Here is a 16714-nt window from a genome sequence, read left to right on the forward strand (position 1 = left end):
GATGGACTGCCGGATGGGTGGGACCGGCACAACTTTTTCCTTATGACCGCCCGACCACGCCCGATTCGCCAAACCTGCAATACCCATTGACTTTCGATAGGCAACTAGCGAAACTCGTTGTATGAACATCGTCATTCGTGCGGTCCTGCCGCTTCGGGCGCTCCTGGTCCTGCTGTTCGCCATCCTGTTGGTGTTCCAGACCATGTCGCTGCCCGGCCAGTTCGCCCACATGGCCGCGGAGCACCCCGAGAGCGCGCATCTGCGCTGGCCGCTGACGGCCGTGACGGTCTTCTGGGTGCTGTGCATCCAGGTGGTGATCGTCGCGACGTGGAGGCTGCTCGGGATGGTGGTGGCCGACCGGATCTTCACGGTGGCCTCGTTGAAATGGGTGGACGTGATCCTCGGTGCGATCGTCGCCGCCTGGCTGGTGCTGGCCGGGGTGTTCCTGGTGGTGGGGTTCACCGCCGACGACCCCGGGCTGCCGCTTCTGCTCCTGTTGATGGTGACGATCATCGCGGTGGCCGCGTTGCTGATGGTCGTGATGCGTGCGCTACTGCGACAGGCGACCGGGCTGCGTACGGATATGGACGCGGTGATCTGATGCCCATCGTGGTGCGAATAGACGTGGAGCTGGCCCGGCGCAAGATGAGCGTCGGCGAGTTCGCGGAGCGGGTGGGCCTGACGCCGGCCAACGTCTCCGTCCTCAAGAACGGGCGGGCCAAGGCGGTGCGCTTCAGCACGCTCGACGCCATGTGTCGCGTGCTCGACTGCCAACCCGGGGACCTGCTCGAGTGGGTGGAGCAAGACCAGAATGACGACAACGACGACGACAACGAGGTCGGTCGATGAAGGCGGCGGTGCGTTTCGTGGTGATCCTCGTCGGCCTTCTCACGGTGATCGGTCTCGGGATCGCCGGGCTGATCCTCGGTGAGGCCGATGACTCCCCGGGGCTGCAGGCGATCGGGGTGGTGCTCGTCGTGATCGCGGTGGTCGTCGCCCTGCGGACACCGCATACGCCGAAGCCCTGAATGTCGCACCCCTCAACTCCTACGGTGGAGGGGAGTCGACCAGGGAGAGAGCCGTGCGCCAGAACAGTCCGACCGGCCAGAGCCGCCGGGACGCCGGAGCGGGGCCGTCCCCCGTCGAGGGGCACGGTGGCTCGCACGCCACGGCCGTGGCCGCCGCGCACGGGGTGCGGACCATGTTCACCCTGTCCGGCTCGCACGTCTTCCCGATGTACGACGCGGCCGAGAAGGAGGACCACGGCGTCTCGCTCCTGGACGTGCGGCACGAGCAGACGGCGGCGTTCGCGGCCGAGGCGACCGGCAAACTCACCCGCTCCCCCGGCCTGGCGGTGTTGACCGCCGGCCCGGGCGTCACCAACGGGGTCAGCGCGCTGGCGCAGGCGACGTTCTCGGGAGCTCCGATGGTCATGATCGGCGGGCGTGCCCCGGCGGCGCGGTGGGGCACCGGCAGTCTGCAGGAGTTCGACCACGTGCCGGTCGTGCAGTCCGTGACCGTGTCTGCGGAGACAGCCCGAGACACCGCCGACATCGCCCCCGCCACCCATCGCGCGTTCACCGCCTCGGGCACGGCTCACCGCGGTCCGGCGTTCCTCGACGTGCACATGGACCACTTCTTCGATCGCAGCGAGTCGGTGCGGCCCGGCCCGGGCCCGGCCGACGACGGCTCCTCCGCCGCCGCGCCCGACCGCTCCCCCGACACCGACGCCGTCGACCGGATCGCCGACCTGATCGTGGGCGCCGAGCGGCCCGTGGTGGTGATCGGCTCGGACGTGTGGGCCGACGGCGCCGAGGAGGCGGCGCTGCGCTGCGTGGAGACGCTCGGGTTGCCGACGATCCCCAACGGCATGGGCCGCGGGATCCTGCCCGCGGGGCATCCGCTGCTCGTTACCAAGGCCCGCAGCTTGGCGTTCGGCACCGCGGATCTGGTGATCGTGGTGGGGACACCGCTCGATTTCCGGCTCGGGTACGGGGTGTTCGGCGGCAAGGACGACGCGACGCCCGCGACCGTGGTCCATATCGCGGACTCCGAGGGCCAGCTCAGCCACCACGCCTCTCCGGCCGTGGCGACCGCCGGAGACCTGGGCCGGATCTTCGACGCGCTGCTCGCGGCGATCGAGAAGCGCCCCACGCGACCCGACCGGAGCGGCTGGACGGCCTCACTGCGGGAGAAGGCGGACGCCACCCACGCCGCCGATCTGGAGCTGTTCTCCGCGAGCGCGGATCCGATCCACCCGGGGCGGATCTACGGCGAGCTGGTCCCTCGACTGGCCGAGGACGCGGTGGTGATCGGCGACGGCGGGGACTTCGTGTCCTACGCCGGCAAGTTCATCGAGCCCGCCCGGCCCGGCAACTGGCTCGACCCCGGGCCGTTCGGCTGCCTCGGCGCGGGGCTGGGTGCGGCGATCGCGGCCCGCATCGCCCGCCCGTCGAGCCAGGTGGTGCTCCTGCTCGGCGACGGCGCCGCCGGCTTCTCCCTCATCGACGTGGACACGCTGGTGCGGCACAATCTGCCCGTGGTGATGGTGATGGGCAACAACGGTGCGTGGGGCCTGGAGAAGGGTCCGATGCAGATACTGTACGGCTACGACGTGATCGCCGACCTCGCCCCGGGCACCCGCTACGACCAGGTGGTCCGCGCCCTCGGCGGGGCCGGCGAGATGGTGACCGACCCGGCGCAGATCGGCCCGGCCCTGGACCGCGCGTTCGCCAGCGGGGTTCCCTACCTGGTGAACGTGATCACCGATGTCGAGGCCATGTACCCGCGTTCGACGTTCGGGGTGTGATCCGGCCACCCGATTCCCGCAACGCCTGAGGGCCGGGGCTTAAAGGGGGGGGGTAAAGGTCCGCGCCTGAAAAGAGGAAAGCCGTCCACGGATCCGTGGACGGCTTTCTTCAGGAGTACCGGTGGGGGGACTCGATCCCCCGACCTCACGATTATGAGTCGTGCGCTCTAACCAGCTGAGCTACACCGGCATGCTCTGCTAGTCGGACGATCGCGCCGCCCGCACAGTGCGAGCCCCCTGTCGGAATCGAACCGACGACCTTTTCCTTACCATGGAAACGCTCTGCCGACTGAGCTAAGGGGGCGGGCCACATCGAGTCTCGGACTGTCCGTCCTCGGCTCGGTGCGTAAGCCTTTAGCAGATTACACACAGGCTTCGAGCGCACACAAATCGGCTGGTCAACCGTGGCCTACCCCGATCTGAGCGGCGGCTGCTCGCCGTCGGGGGTGGCAGAATGCTCCCATGCGCATCTCCGTGGTCGTCCCGGTCCTGAACGACGCCGATGAACTCCGCGGATGCCTCGCCGCACTGCTAGGACAGTCGCGACCGGCCGACGAGATCGTCGTGGTCGACAACGGCTGCTCTGACGACAGCGCGGCCGTCGCCCTCGCCGCGGGCGCGCGGGTGATCGAGGAGCCCGTCAGGGGCATCCCGGCTGCGGCGGCGGCCGGCTACGACTCGGCAACCGGCGATGTGATCGCCCGGCTGGACGCGGACTCTCGCCCCGGCCCCGACTGGCTCGCCCGAATCGAGACGGCCTTTGAGACGGACGCGGAGCTTTCGGCGCTCTCCGGGCCCGGCGAGTTCATCGGGCTCGAGGGATGGCGCGCCGCGGCGGCCCGGGTGCTCTACATGGACGCCTTCTTCCTGTCGGTCGGCGCGGCGATGGCGCACCCGGTACTGTTCGGCTCCAACCTGGCGATGCGCGGCAGTGCGTGGGATCGGGCGCGCGACGGTGTCGACCGGACTGACCCCGAACTCCACGACGACATCGACCTGTCGTTCCAGTTCGGCGCCGCCGACCGCGTGGTCGTGGACCGCTCGCTGAGCGTCGGGATCTCCGCGCGCCCCTTCGACGACCCGGCCGCCATGCGGAGACGGTTCTCCCGGGCGTTCCGGACGATCTTCCGCAACTGGCGCACGAGTCCACCCTCGCAGCGGTGGCTGGAGCGCGCCCGCCGCTGACGGTCGTGACGGGCACGGCCGCGGAAGGCTCGGACGGCGAGGCGGCGGTCAGACCCAGACGAGAACCGACCAGAGGACGAGCTGGGTCACGCAGAAGCCGGCCAGCATGTTGAGCACGAGGAAGCGCTTCCAGCCCTCATGGGTCACCTCGGCGGTCGCATCGTCGACCCGGAGGTAGGCGGCGACCGTCGCCAGGTACGGCAGGATCGCGAACGCCGCGCCCGACGCGGGCCACGGCGCGCAGATCAGCAACACCAGTACGGCGGCGACGTAACAGGCCAGCGCGATCCAGACGGTGCTCCGCGCCCCGAGCACGGTCGCGACCGACCTGAGGTCGGCCTCGCGGTCGAAACGCACATCCTGCACGGCCCCGAACGCCTGGGACGCCGCGCCCCAGAGCATGAACGCGACCAGGCACGCCCACACCCCTGCGGTGAGTTCGGCTCCGGCGATCGTCCACCCGATGATCGCCGGGGAGACGAAATGGAATGCGGATGTGACCGAGTCCAGGAACGGGACTTCCTTGAACCGCAGCCCTTTGACGCTGTAGGCGATCACGGCGAACATGCTGGCGGCCAGCCACACCGATGATTCCGCCGAACCCACCAGGACCAGGTAAGCCAGAAACGGCACCGTCGTCACGGCCGAGGCCACGAGCGTCGCCGTGTGGCGCGACCGGTCGAGCACGGCGCCCTCGACCCCGCCCTTACGCGGATTGCGCAGGTCGGACTCGTAGTCGAAGACGTCGTTGATCCCGTACATCGCGAGGTTGTACGGCACCAGGAAAAAGACCGTGCCGATCACCCCCACGAGGTCGAATCCGCCGGTGGCCAGGAAGTAGGCCAGAGCGAACGGGGCGGCGGTGTTGACCCACGACACCGGACGCGATGACCAGAACAGCGTGGTCAGCAGTGCGGGCGGCGCCGGCCTATCCGGAACGCTGTCCCGAACGCCTGCCCCGGGCTCCTGCGGAGAAGTATGTCCGTCGGCCACGGCCGCCGGCGTCCGCGCCGTGAGTACGGACCACACCGAGGGCACGAAAACGGCGGCGGCGATCGCGTACGAGAAGTCCTCGATCGGCGCCAGCCCGACGCGTAGGCCGCTGGTGAGGGCGTCGTCGTAGGCCACGAGACCGGCGGCGATCATGAGGTTGTCGAATATCGCGGTGAGGACGAGCAACACCACCAGCGAGCCGCCGACACCGAGCAACAACCGCCGTCGCTCGGCCCCGCGCAGTCGCCACAGGGCGATCGCCGCGGCGCCGAGCACCGGGATCGACATGGTGAGGTTGATGGTCGTGTAGATACCGGTCACGGGTGCTCCCCCGTTTCGTCGGTACGGGCCGGGTCGTTCCCTGTCCGCCGTGCGCGGAGGTGCTCGGCCGCGGCCGTCACCCCGGTCGCACAGACCAGCGCCAGGTACGACAGGAACGCCAGGAACACCACCTCTTCCACAGGGATCTCCGGCGCGATGAGCAGTCCGGTCATGAAGTCGGTCCGGCCGCGGAAGAACACACCGCTGCGCACGCCGAGTACATCCCAGGTCAGGAACAACGCCACTGCGGCGGTGACGGCCAGCGCGGTGGCGGCCGGGACGCGGAATGCGGCGAGACGCCAACGGTGGTCGATCACGAGGATCCCCGCGAACGAGAGGGCCTGGACCGCAAGGTACGTCAGCCCGATCACCCGCTGAACACCGTGCCTCCGCCCGGCTCGGCCACCGGGGCGGTGCCGGTGTCGCCGCGCACGTGCTTGAGCACCAGCTCCGCACTGATGAGGCACATCGGCAGCCCGATCCCCGGAATGGTCGAGGCGCCCGCGTAGAACAGCCCGTCGACGTGCCTGCTGACGTTGCGGGTGCGGAAGAACGCGCTCTGCGCCAGGGTGTGCGCCGGGCCGAGTGCGGTACCGCGCCAGGCGCCCAGATCCGCCTCGAGATCGGCCGGCGCGATGGTGCGGCGTACGACGATCCGCTCGGCCAGGTCCGGGATGCCGGTCCAGTCGGCGATCTGCGCGATCGCCTGATCGGCGGCCGCCTCGATCGTCGCGTCACCGGCCCCGTTCACGCCGCCGCGCCCCGATCCGGGGTCAGCGGGGATCGGCACCAGGACGAAGAGGTTCTCGTGTCCCTCCGGCGCGATCCCGGCATCCGGGTCGGTGTCGGTCGCGCTCGGTCTACAGACGTAGAGGGAGGCGGGATCGGGGATGTGCGGCTCGTCGCCGAAGATGGCGTCGAACCCCTCCTCCCAGCGCTCGGTGAACAGCAGCGTGTGGTGCGCCAGCTGCGGCAGCTCGCCGCGCACGCCGAGCAACACCAGCAATGCACCGGGCCCCGGCGTGCGCCGGTCCCAGTAGGACTGCGGGTAGGTGCGGAGGTGGTCCGGCAGCCACCGGGTCTCGAGGTGGTGCAGGTCCGCGGCGCCGACGACGAGGCCGGCCGGCAGCGTCCGCTCGGCTCGTGCCCGATCACGTACCCGGACCCCCGTCACGGAGGGCCTGTCCCAGCCGGGGTCGGAGACAGTGAGTGCCATCGCCTCGGTGCCGGTGTGGATGCGCACGCCCTGCTGCTCGGCCACCCTCCGGACGGCCGCGATGAGCTCGGTGAAACCACCGCGCGGGTAGAGCACCCCGTCGGCCAGGTCGAGGTGACTCATGAGGTGATAGATCGACGGCGCGAGGTACGGCGAGGAGCCCAGGAACACCGCCGGGTAGCCGAGGATCTGCTGGATGCGGCGGTCCCGGAAGCGGCGGGCCACGTACGACTGCAGCGGCTGGGCGAGCCGCGCGAGCAGCGTCCCCGCGCGGGCCACGACCTCCCGCCGCACCAGGGCCGGGTACGAGGTGAAGTTCGTGTAGAGGAACCGCCGCAGTGCGAGGTCGTAGGTCATGCGGGCCGAGTCGAGGTACCTCTCCAGGACCGCGCCGGCCCCCGGCTCGAGCGACTCGAACAGCGCCGTGGAGGCGGCCCGGTCCGAGCGGACGTCGACCGGCTCGGACTGGTTCTCGAAGTAGACGCGGTAGCCGGGGTCGAGTCGGACCAGGTCGAGCTGCTCGGCGGACGAGGTGCCGCAGAGTCGGAAGAAGTGGTCGAACACCTCCGGCATGAGGAACCACGACGGACCGGTGTCGAAGCGGAACCCGCCGGACGACCAGCTACCCGCCCGGCCGCCGACCTCCTCGGTGGCCTCGACGAGCGTGACGTCACGGCCCTCCCGGGCGAGTAGCGCGGCAGTGGCCAGCCCGGCGATACCGCCGCCCACCACCACGACGGGACCGTCGGGGGCGACGGGTCGCCCCCGACGCGGCCGCAGTCGCAGTCGCAGCCGCTCGAACTCACCACTCATCGGGACACCCCCGGCCGTCGGGAGACCCGGCGACCGGTGGCCGCGGCGCGGGCGATGATCTTCAGTTTCACCGCGTCGGGCACTCGGACCCGTCCGGCGCTCACTCCGTCGGCGCCCGCGGCGCGCAGCCGCGCGTTGAGTTCCGCGAACAGATCGTGCGCGGCCAGCACCGCGAGGCGGTCCCGACCAGGGATCCGGTCGATCGCCATGCGGGCCAGCCGCAGGTCCACGTCCACGTCGTCCGCCAACTCCCGGACATCGCGGTCGGTCAGCGCGAGTGGATCCCGACCGGGTAGGTAGTTGCGGCCGAGCTCTCCGGAGTCCTCGCGGACGTCCCGGAGGAAATTGACCTTCTGGAACGCCGATCCGAGTGCGCGCGCACCGGCTGCGAGCTCGTCGTCGTCGCCCGATCCGCCACCCGCGAACGTCCGCAGGCACATCTCCCCGATCACCTCCGCCGACCCGTGGATGTACCGGCGCAGCGACTCGTCGCTGTGCGCGGTGACGTCCAGGTCCGCCTCCATCGAGTCGTAGAACGGGTCCACCAGGCGGGCACCGATCCCGAACCGGCGTGCGGTGTCGGCAAAGGCGTGGGTGACGGGGTCCGGGTCCAGCCCCTGCTCGATCGCGCGGTGGGTGCGGCGGCGTGCCTCGGCGATGAGCTCGCGCGCGGCGGCCGGGTCGTCCATCGCGCCGTCGACCACCTCGTCGGCAACCCTCGCCCACGCGTAGATCGCGGCGACATGGGGCCGGGTGGCCGGCGACAACAGTCGGCAGGCCAGGGCGAAGGACGTGGAGTAACGGCGCAACAGCACCTGCGCGCACGCCCGCGCGGCCTCGGTGAACTCCGCGTGCGGGTTCGTCGGGGTCATCGGGTCCTCTCCAGAGCGGCGGCCAGGTGGGGTGCGAGGGCGGCCCGGATCGCGGCCGGGATGGTCGGACGGTCCAGCGCGGTGCGGGCCGCGGCGACCAGATCCTCGGCGACCCGCTGCGCGTGGTCCCGGGCCCCGCACTCGTACAGGAGATCACGCGCGGTATCCGGGTCGGGGTCTCCGTGGCCGTGGCCCCCGAGTGCGGCGTCGATGCGGGGCCACGCGTCGGTGGTGGCGGCGAACGCCAGCAGGACGGTGGGCGCAGCGCGCAGGAGATCGCCCTCGTTGGACTTGCCCGTCTCGCCCGGGTCGCCGAACACTCCCAGCAGGTCGTCGACCACCTGATAGGCCGTCCCCAGGTGAGCGCCCACCTCACGCAACGACTCGACGGTCTGGTCCCCGGCACCTGCGAGAATGGCGCCCAGCACGAGCGGCAGGGAGACCGAGTAGGCGGCGGTCTTGGCCTGGCCGATCGCCAGGGCACGCTCCCGGCTCGGCGGACGGGCGTCAGCGGAATAGTGGATGTCGGCGTACTCACCGACCACGGAGGCCGTGACCGCCCGCTCGACCTCGTCGAGGACCCGGTGCACCGTCGGTGCGGGCACCGGCAGGCGTGCGAAGCCGCTCATCGCCGCGACCAGCAGCATGTCGCCTCCCAGCAACCCGCCGGCCCTGCCGACGCCCTCCGCGACCGCCGGGGCGGCGCCCCGAGCCGCCACCCGATCCCGCGTCCGACCCTGGAGGTTCGCCTGACCACGGCGGTGGTCGTCGCCGTCAACGACGTCGTCGTGGATGAGAAATGCCTCGTGGAGCAGTTCGAGCGCCTCGCCCACCGCGACCCGCACTGCAGGGTCATCGCCACCGGCGGCGACGTACACGGCCTCGAACAACGCGGACCGTATCCCCTTGCCGGCGCGCGTTGTGGCGTCGAGATCCGCAACCCAGTCGTCGACAGCGGAGCCGAGCCCCGCGGGCACGTCACGCACGGCCATCCGAGGGACTACGGTCACAGAACACAGGGTCATGCCCTGTTGTTCGGAGCGGAGGCGAACGCGGATGGGTCCCGACCGCGGCCAGTCGAGTCCGAGCCTGTCGTCGCCACCCACGTATGCACGCCGCCAGCCTATCGCGGCGCGCCGCGGCGACCGCCAGCACTGAGGGGCAGTCCCTGAAATGCACGAAGACCCCCGCTTGTGGCAGGGGTCTCCGAGTGCCAGATGATGGATTCGAACCAACGTAGGCTAAGCCGACGGATTTACAATCCGCTCCCTTTGGCCGCTCGGGCAATCTGGCGTGCACCCCGCAGGGCGCAGAGACACAGTACAACGCCCTGCCCCCCGGGTACCAAATCGGGGGTCTCCGGGGGCGGGTAACCTGGCCTGGATCGACCGCAGCAAGCCCCGCCACCAGTGAAGGAGAGAGCGTCCATGGCCTCGGAGTCCTCGTTCGACATCGTCTCGGAGTTCGACCGCCAGGAGGTGGACAACGCACTGAACCAGGCCGCCAAGGAGCTGGGCACGCGCTACGACTTCCGCGGCACCGACGCCGGCATCGAGTGGAAGGGCGAGGACGCGGTGGAGATCACCGCCAACACCGAGGACCGCGTCATGGCCGCCAAGGACGTGTTCATCGAGAAACTGGTCCGCCGCGGACTCAGCATGAAGGCGCTCGAGGTGGGCGAGCCGATGCCGTCGGGCAAGAGCTTCCGCCTGGTCGGCTCGCTCAAGCAGGGCATCGACAAGGAGAACGCCAAGAAGATCACCAAGCTCCTGCGCGACGAGGGTCCCAAGGGCGTCAAGGCGCAGATCCAGGGCGAGGAGATCCGCGTGTCGTCCAAGAAGCGCGACGACCTGCAGACCTGCATCTCGCTACTCAAGGGAGCGGATTTCGAGGTGGCGCTGCAGTTCACCAACTACCGCTGACCCGCCAACCTGGCGTGCGGTCCCGCGGAAGCGGGCCCAACTCCCCCACCATTGCGCACCTGCGGGTCTAGAGTACCTTCCATGACGCAGTTGCGAATCAGCGAGGCGGCCTCCCTTATGGGCGTCAGCGACGACACCGTGCGCCGGTGGATCGACCGCGGCGAACTCACCGCGTCCCCGGACGATTCCGGTCGCAAGACCGTCGCCGGCACCGATCTCGCCCGGCTGGCCCAGGAACGGGCTGCCGGGCGGAGCGCAGGAGTGGACGGTTCCGGCGACACCGCGGTCAGCGCGCGCAACAGCTTCCGCGGCCTGGTCACGTCGGTGAGGTCGGACGAGGTCATGTCCCAGGTCGACATCCAGTGCGGGCCCTACCGCGTGGTCTCACTGATCTCCACGGAGGCCGTACGCGAGATGGGCCTGGAGCCCGGCTCGCTGGCCACGGCGCGGGTCAAGGCGACGAGCGTCGTGATCGAAGGCGCCCCGCAATGACGCGCCGATTCGCCGCCGCCGCGCTCGGCGCCGTCGTGGGGCTGTCCGTGTTGGCGGGCTGCGCCTCCGGGGGCGACGACGACACCGCGGCGTCGCAGACGCTGACGGTGTTCGCCGCCGCCTCGCTCACCGACGCGTTCTCGGAGTTGGCCGAGGACTTCGAGGCGGCCAATCCCGGCGTGGAGGTCCGGCTCTCCTTCGACGGCTCCTCCGGTCTGGTCGACCAGATCGCGAGTGGCGCCCCGGCCGACGTGTTCGTCTCGGCGGACGAGAAGAACATGGACCGCGCGGTCTCCGAGGGGCTGGTGGCCGGCACGCCGGCGGTGATCGCGACCAACGACCTCACTCTCATCACCCCGCCCGGCAATCCGGCCGGGATCACCGGGCTCGACGGCTCCCTGGACGGCACCCGGCTCGTCGTGTGCGCCGAGGGCGTGCCGTGTGGCAACGCCACCGTGGCGCTCGCGGAATCCGCCGGGGTCGAGTTGAAGCCGGAGAGCGAGGAGACCAAGGTCACCGACGTGCGTGGCAAGGTCGAGTCCGGTGAGGCCGACGCGGGGATCGTCTACGTCACTGACGCCACGGCCGCGGGGGACGCGGTCGAGAAGGTCGGGATCAGCGGCGCGAGCGCCCATCCCAATCGCTACCCGATCGCGCTGCTGGAGAACTCCCCTTCCCCCGACCTCGGCCGACGCTTCATCGATTCCGTCACCGGCCCCGCCGGTCTGGCCGTGCTGGCCGGGTACGGGTTCGGACCGCCGTGACCGGTCGGCGTGCTCGGGGTCCCGGTGTTGTGAGGATGCCGCTCCCGCGGTGGCTGCTCGTCGGGGCGACGGGCACCGTCCTGCTGATGGCGCTGCCGCTGCTCGGCCTGGCGGTGCGGATCCCGTGGGCGGATGTCCCCACGCTCGTCGGGTCCGAGGCCGCGCGGGACGCGGCGCTGCTCAGCCTGCGCACGTGCGCGATCTCGACCCTGTTGTGCGTGCTCCTGGGCACCCCATTGGCGGTGCTGCTCTCGCGCAGCCACGGCCCGTTCGCGGCGCTCGCCCGGACGGTCACCGCGCTGCCCATGGTCCTGCCCCCGGTCGTGGCGGGCCTGGCGCTGCTCATCACGTTCGGACGCACCGGCGTGGTGGGCCGGCACCTGTCGGTGCTGGGCATCGAGATCGGCTTCACGACCGCCGCGGTGGTGATCGCACAGACCTTCGTGGCCATGCCGTTCCTCGTCGTGGCGCTCGAGGGCGCGCTCCGCTCGGTCGACGCTCGCCTCGAACAGACCGCGTCCTCCCTCGGCGCCTCCCCCGCCCGCGTACTCACCACGGTGACGCTGCCGCTGGTGCTGCCCGCGCTCGCGGCCGGAGCCACGATGTCCTTCGCCCGCGCCCTCGGCGAGTTCGGCGCGACGCTCACCTTCGCCGGCTCGCTGCAGGGAACCACGCGCACGTTGCCGCTGGAGATCTACCTCAGTCGCGAGTCGGACACCGGGACCGCGCTCACTATGGCCCTGCTGCTCATCGTCGTGGCGGCGGTCCTCATGGCCGGCTCGGCCGTCGTCGCGCGCAGGGCGGTGACGGGCCGTGGCTGACGCCCCCGCCCGGGCCGCCGTGCCCGCCGCCGAGCTCGACTGCACCGTCACGAACCGCGACGTCGACCTGCGGCTCGCCGTCCCGGCCGGTCGCCGCGTCGCGATCGTCGGCCCCAACGGCGCCGGCAAGTCCACGGCTCTGGCGCTGCTCGCCGGGCACCTGCGACCCGACTCCGGTGAGGTCCGGATCGACGGCCACGTTGTCAGCTCTCCCCGCGCCCACCTGCCGGCCCATCGCCGTCGCGTGGTGACGCTCGAGCAGCGCCCCGGCCTGTTCCCCCACCTGTCCTCCCTCGACAACGTCGCGTACGGCCCCCGCGCCCGCGGTGTCCGTCGCCGGGACGCGCTCGCCCGCGCCCGCACCGAACTCGATGCCGTCGGCTGCGCAGACCTCGCCGACCGCCGCCCCCACCAGCTGTCCGGCGGGCAGGCGCAACGCGTCGCGCTGGCCCGCGCGCTGGCGGTGGATCCGGAGCTCGTCCTGCTCGACGAGCCCCTGGCCGCCCTGGACGTGGAGGTCGCACCCGCGATCCGGCGCCTCCTCGCCGACCGCCTCACCGGCCGGGCCGTCGCGCTGGTGACCCACGATCCGCTGGACCTGTGGGCGTTGGCGGACGATGTCGTCGTCGTCCTGTCCGGTCGCGCCGCGCAGACCGGCACGGTCGAGCAGGTTCTCGCCCGCCCCGCGTCCGACTTCGGCGCGCGACTGGCGGGGGTGTCGCTGGTGGAGGGCACGATCGTCGACGACGACGAGGTCCACACCCCCGCCGGCGACGCGGTCACCGGGGTCCGTGCCGAGCCCGCGGACGGGTGGCGCAGCGGTGGGCGGGCGATCGCGACGGTGGATCCGCGATCGGTGGCGATCCATGCGGTCGGTGCGCCGGCGGGCCCGGGCGCGCTCGCGGGGAACCCGGGCGGCCCATCCGGGAGCCCGACCGGCCCTGCCTCGAGCCCGCGGAATTCGTGGTCCGCACGCGTGGTGGCGGTGGCCCCGGCGGGCGCGCTGACCCGGGTGACGGCAGAGCTACGGGACGGGCAGCGGGTGGATGCCGAGGTGACCAGCCGTTCGGCCGCCGAGCTGTCGCTCGCGCCGGGGTCGGACGTGATGCTGGTGGTCAAAGCCGCCCAGGTCGCGCTCTATCCGCGTCCCTGACGACCGCCCCGCCCCGTCGATCGCCTCTGCGGCGTGCGCTTGACCTGTCGAACTGCGATTGACTTGTCCGATCAGCGCGGCAGCTACTCGGTGGCTCGCGGACGGAGGTGTCAGCCGACGCGGTCGACGGTGAAGCGCACGAGCCGTCGCAGCGCTTCGTTGGCGGGACCGGCCGGCAGCGCGTCGAGTTCGGCCATCGCGTCGTCGACGTACTGCTCCAACGCGACCCGCGCGCGGCGCATGCCCTCCGAGGCACGGAGCAGGTCGAGGGCCTCGGCGACCTCGGCGTCGTCGGTCAACGGCTGCGCGAGCAGCTCCCGCAGCCGGGCGCTGTCCGCTGAACCGTCCTCCATGGCGTAGATCATGGGCAGCGTGTGGACGCCCTCGCGCAGATCCGTACCGGGCGTCTTGCCCGAGTCGTCGGCCGGCGAGGCGATGTCGATGATGTCGTCGGCGATCTGGAACGCGATACCCACCGCGTCACCGAGGCGGCGCAGGCGCTCGATCTGCTCGGCATCCGCCGCGGAGTACTCGCCACCGAACTGGGCGGCGGCGGCGATCAGCGAGCCGGTCTTCTCCCAGATCACGCGCAGGTAGTGCTCGGCGGCGTCGGTGGCCTGCTCGCCGGTCCCGGGTCCGACGGTCTCACGCATCTGGCCGGTGACCAGCTCAGCGAAGGTCTGGGCGATGAGTTGCACCGCCGCCGGGCCGAGGTCGGCCAGCAACATGGACGCGTGGGCGAACAGGAAGTCGCCGGCGAGGATGGCGGTCGAGTTGTCCCAGCGACTGTTCGCGGACTCGACACCGCGACGCATGGCCGCCTCGTCCATTACATCGTCGTGGTAGAGGGTGGCGAGGTGGATCATCTCGCACACGACGGCGGCCTTGACCAGCCGCTCGCGGTCGGGCTCCGGGCCGAGCTGCCCGGTCAGCAGCGTCATGAGCGGGCGGAATCGCTTGCCGCCGGCGGTGACGAGGTGCAGAGCGACTTCGGAGAGGAAGTCCTCCCCGCTGGCCAGTCGACTGACGAGCAACTTCTCGACCTCGTCGAGCGTGCTCCGCAAGTCGGCCGCGAGGGCTGCGTCACCGAGGTCCACACCCGCCACCGTGTGGTCGGGCGTCGTTGCCGCGGTGCCGGTCGTCACTGAATCGCTCGACATCCCCACTCGTCCTCGTCGCCTGTAGCGGAACCGGCGTCGACCGGCCCTCAGGACAGACTACGGTCCCGTCCTCCGGGCTGCGGCACCCCACCCCGTCCGAGGTCCCGGCGACCGTCCGGCCGTGCGACCTGCCACCATGGAGCGCATGGAGTCACGGCCGCCACTTCCCGCATCGACCGATGTCCTCGTGGTGGGCTGCGGGCCCGCCGGGTCGGCCACGGCGACGTGGCTGGCGCGGGCCGGGCGCGAGGTGACGGTGCTGGACGCAGCGATTTTCCCCAGGGACAAGACCTGCGGTGACGGGCTCACGCCACGGGCGATGGCCGAGGTCGATCGGCTGGGTCTGGGCACGTGGGCGCGGGATCGCATCACCATCAGGGGACTGGATCTGCGCGGCTTCGGCCATCAGCGCCGGGTGCCGTGGCCGGCGGGCGATCACGGCGGGACCGGTTCGGCCGTGCGCCGCACGGTGTTCGACGACCGCCTGCGTCAGACCGCCGTCGAGGCCGGCGCCGTGGTCCATGAGGGCGTGCGGGTGACGGGCGTGGAGAGGGGCGACGACGACGAGGTCGTCGCCGTCCGGGCCGGAAAGCAGCGAATCGCGTGCCGGACCCTCGTGGTCGCGGACGGCGTCCGCTCGCCGGTGGGCAGGATGCTCGGTCGGACCTGGCATCGCAACACCGTGTACGCCGTGGCGGCGCGCTCCTATGTCCGGTCGGGCAGGCACGACCATCCGTGGATCGGGTCCGATCTCGAACTGCGCGACGAAGCGGGCGCCATCCAACCCGGCTACGGCTGGGTGTTCCCGCTCGGCGACGGCGAGATCAACCTGGGTGTGGGTGCACTCGCGACGGCGGCCCGTCCGGCGAACGTCGCGGTCAAGGAACTGCTGCAGCACTACGCGCGTCTCGTGCGCTACGACTGGGAGTTGACCGGCGAGCCGCGGGCGGTGACATCGGCGCTGCTGCCGATGGGGGGCGCGGTGTCCGGGGTGGCCGGTCGCAACTGGGCTGCCGTGGGCGACGCCGCGGCGTGCGTGAATCCGCTCAACGGCGAGGGCATCGACTACGCACTCGAGGGAGGTCGTCTGCTGGCCGAGCTCATCTGCTCGGGCCCCGGACCCGCCGGCGCCGGCTCGAGCGCTTCGGGGTCCGGCACGCGCCCCGTCACCGTCGACCTCTCCCGCGCCTGGCCGGAGCTGCTGCGCGCGACCTACGGTGAGTCGTTCGCGATCGCCCGCGATGCGGCCCATCTGCTGACGTTCCCGAAGTTCCTGCCACTGGCCGGGCCGATCGGGATGCGCTCGCAGGCGCTGATGACGGCCGCGGTGCGCTGCATGTCCAATACGGTGGCCGATTCCGACCGCGACATCGTCGCCCGGAGCTGGCGGGCCGCCGGCTCGATCGCCCGCCGCCTGGACCGCCGCCCGCTCTTCACCGACTGACCCTGCGCGCCGCTCTGCGCCCCGGCATCCGTTGCCGGATGGGACGGGCCGGGTGAGGTCAGGCGGGCTTGCGGGCCATGTGGATCGCCGCGATCCCGCCGGTGAGGTTGGTGACGCTGCAGCGCTCCCAGCCGCTCGACTCGATGATCCGCATCAGTGCCGCCTGGTCGGGCCAGTCGCGGATCGACTCGGCCAGGTAGACGTAGGCGTCCGGGTTCGAGGACACGCTGGTGGCGATCTTCGGCAGCGCCCTCATCAGGTAGTTCATGTAGATCGTACGGAACGGCGGGAACACCGGGGTGGAGAACTCCACCACGGCCAGCCGGCCGCCGGGCCGCACCACGCGTGCCATCTCCCGCAGCCCGGCGGCGGTGTCCTGCACATTGCGCAACCCGAAGCTGATGGTCGCGGCGTCGAAGGAGTCGTCGGCGAACGGCAGCCTCATGGCGTCACCGGCGACCTTGGGCACGTCGCGGCGGGCACCGGCGCGGAGCATGCCGAGCGAGAAGTCGGCCGCCACGCACCATGCGCCGGACTTCGCCAGCTCGACCGTCGACACCGCGGTGCCGGCCGCCAGGTCGAGGACACTCTCGCCGGGCCGCGGCGCGAGCAGCGAGCGCGCACGACGACGCCACAGGTGGTCCATGCCCCCGGAGAGGACGGTGTTGGTCACGTCGTAGCGGTCGGCGACTCCGTCGAACATCGACGCTACGTCGCGGGGCTGCTTGTCGAGATCGGCGCGGGACACG

At 71.3% G+C, this 16714-nt stretch carries 18 protein-coding genes and 3 tRNA genes; 11 read left to right on the forward strand and 10 right to left on the reverse strand.

All coding sequences use genetic code 11. From position 1 onward, the window contains the following. Positions 1–121 precede the first annotated feature (121 nt). From K3888_RS00745 to K3888_RS00760, 4 genes are read left to right on the forward strand one after another with little or no spacing between them, the layout of a single operon-like run. On the forward strand, positions 122–601 hold the full coding sequence (locus K3888_RS00745; protein ID WP_230928315.1) for a DUF2975 domain-containing protein: 480 nt from the start codon (positions 122–124) through the stop codon (positions 599–601). Further along, complete coding sequence (locus K3888_RS00750) at positions 601–849, forward strand: helix-turn-helix domain-containing protein (RefSeq protein ID WP_230928316.1); 249 nt, start codon at positions 601–603, stop codon at positions 847–849. The genes K3888_RS00745 and K3888_RS00750 overlap by 1 nt, the downstream gene beginning before the upstream one ends. Beyond that, positions 846–1028, forward strand: a complete 183-nt coding sequence (locus K3888_RS00755; RefSeq protein ID WP_230928317.1) for a hypothetical protein — start codon at positions 846–848, stop codon at positions 1026–1028. The genes K3888_RS00750 and K3888_RS00755 overlap by 4 nt, the downstream gene beginning before the upstream one ends. Before the next feature lie 53 nt (positions 1029–1081). Then, on the forward strand, positions 1082–2809 hold the full coding sequence (locus K3888_RS00760) for an acetolactate synthase (RefSeq protein WP_230928318.1): 1728 nt from the start codon (positions 1082–1084) through the stop codon (positions 2807–2809). A gap of 116 nt (positions 2810–2925) precedes the next feature. Here the strand turns inward: K3888_RS00760 and K3888_RS00765 are convergent. Continuing rightward, a tRNA-Met gene (locus K3888_RS00765) sits at positions 2926–2999 on the reverse strand. Positions 3000–3040: 41 nt separating this feature from the next. Beyond that, positions 3041–3113 (reverse strand) — tRNA-Thr (locus K3888_RS00770). 158 nt (positions 3114–3271) lie between these two features. Here K3888_RS00770 and K3888_RS00775 point away from each other — a divergent pair. Continuing rightward, on the forward strand, positions 3272–3994 hold the full coding sequence (locus K3888_RS00775; RefSeq protein WP_230928319.1) for a glycosyltransferase family 2 protein: 723 nt from the start codon (positions 3272–3274) through the stop codon (positions 3992–3994). 48 nt (positions 3995–4042) lie between these two features. Here K3888_RS00775 and K3888_RS00780 read toward each other — a convergent pair whose 3' ends face one another. The 6 genes from K3888_RS00780 to K3888_RS00810 form a co-directional block, all read right to left on the reverse strand. Then, positions 4043–5308, reverse strand: coding sequence for a prenyltransferase (locus K3888_RS00780; RefSeq protein WP_308281865.1), 1266 nt, complete (start codon positions 5306–5308; stop codon positions 4043–4045). Further along, positions 5305–5679 (reverse strand): lycopene cyclase domain-containing protein, encoded by a 375-nt coding sequence (locus tag K3888_RS00790; protein WP_230928320.1) that lies wholly within the window; start codon positions 5677–5679, stop codon positions 5305–5307. The genes K3888_RS00780 and K3888_RS00790 overlap by 4 nt, the downstream gene beginning before the upstream one ends. Next, a complete protein-coding gene (gene crtI / locus K3888_RS00795) occupies positions 5676–7337 on the reverse strand; it encodes a phytoene desaturase family protein (protein ID WP_230928321.1) in 1662 nt (553 codons plus the stop codon). Before crtI ends, K3888_RS00790 begins: the two co-directional genes overlap by 4 nt. After that, positions 7334–8209 carry a phytoene/squalene synthase family protein gene (locus K3888_RS00800; RefSeq protein ID WP_230928322.1) on the reverse strand — a complete coding sequence of 292 codons (876 nt, stop codon included), beginning with the start codon at positions 8207–8209 and terminating at the stop codon, positions 7334–7336. The genes crtI and K3888_RS00800 overlap by 4 nt, the downstream gene beginning before the upstream one ends. Beyond that, positions 8206–9219 (reverse strand): polyprenyl synthetase family protein, encoded by a 1014-nt coding sequence (locus tag K3888_RS00805; RefSeq protein WP_230928323.1) that lies wholly within the window; start codon positions 9217–9219, stop codon positions 8206–8208. The genes K3888_RS00800 and K3888_RS00805 overlap by 4 nt, the downstream gene beginning before the upstream one ends. 201 nt (positions 9220–9420) lie before the next feature. Next, positions 9421–9502: transfer RNA gene (locus tag K3888_RS00810), tRNA-Tyr, on the reverse strand. Positions 9503–9636: 134 nt separating this feature from the next. Between K3888_RS00810 and K3888_RS00815 the strand changes: the two genes are divergently transcribed. The 5 genes from K3888_RS00815 (at position 9637) to K3888_RS00835 (ending at position 13361) form a co-directional block, all read left to right on the forward strand. Beyond that, complete coding sequence (locus tag K3888_RS00815; protein WP_230928324.1) at positions 9637–10131, forward strand: YajQ family cyclic di-GMP-binding protein; 495 nt, start codon at positions 9637–9639, stop codon at positions 10129–10131. An 81-nt stretch (positions 10132–10212) separates the two neighbouring features. Then, complete coding sequence (locus K3888_RS00820) at positions 10213–10623, forward strand: TOBE domain-containing protein (RefSeq protein ID WP_230928325.1); 411 nt, start codon at positions 10213–10215, stop codon at positions 10621–10623. Further along, positions 10620–11387, forward strand: a complete 768-nt coding sequence (gene modA / locus K3888_RS00825; protein WP_230928326.1) for a molybdate ABC transporter substrate-binding protein — start codon at positions 10620–10622, stop codon at positions 11385–11387. The genes K3888_RS00820 and modA overlap by 4 nt, the downstream gene beginning before the upstream one ends. Before the next feature lie 35 nt (positions 11388–11422). Continuing rightward, positions 11423–12208 carry an ABC transporter permease gene (locus K3888_RS00830; RefSeq protein WP_230928327.1) on the forward strand — a complete coding sequence of 262 codons (786 nt, stop codon included), beginning with the start codon at positions 11423–11425 and terminating at the stop codon, positions 12206–12208. After that, positions 12201–13361, forward strand: a complete 1161-nt coding sequence (locus tag K3888_RS00835) for a sulfate/molybdate ABC transporter ATP-binding protein (RefSeq protein WP_230928328.1) — start codon at positions 12201–12203, stop codon at positions 13359–13361. The genes K3888_RS00830 and K3888_RS00835 overlap by 8 nt, the downstream gene beginning before the upstream one ends. A 110-nt stretch (positions 13362–13471) precedes the next feature. Here K3888_RS00835 and K3888_RS00840 read toward each other — a convergent pair whose 3' ends face one another. Beyond that, a complete protein-coding gene (locus tag K3888_RS00840) occupies positions 13472–14521 on the reverse strand; it encodes a polyprenyl synthetase family protein (RefSeq protein WP_230928329.1) in 1050 nt (349 codons plus the stop codon). Positions 14522–14657: 136 nt separating this feature from the next. On the opposite strand from K3888_RS00840, the gene K3888_RS00845 reads away from it, so the two are divergent. Next, positions 14658–15965 carry a geranylgeranyl reductase family protein gene (locus K3888_RS00845; protein WP_372459516.1) on the forward strand — a complete coding sequence of 436 codons (1308 nt, stop codon included), beginning with the start codon at positions 14658–14660 and terminating at the stop codon, positions 15963–15965. A 58-nt stretch (positions 15966–16023) separates the two neighbouring features. Here K3888_RS00845 and K3888_RS00850 read toward each other — a convergent pair whose 3' ends face one another. After that, complete coding sequence (locus tag K3888_RS00850) at positions 16024–16713, reverse strand: demethylmenaquinone methyltransferase (RefSeq protein ID WP_230928331.1); 690 nt, start codon at positions 16711–16713, stop codon at positions 16024–16026. Position 16714 lies beyond the last annotated feature (1 nt).

It is taken from the genome of Dietzia aurantiaca (genome assembly GCF_021033825.1).
GTDB classification, from domain to species: Bacteria; Actinomycetota; Actinomycetes; order Mycobacteriales; family Mycobacteriaceae; genus Dietzia; species Dietzia aurantiaca.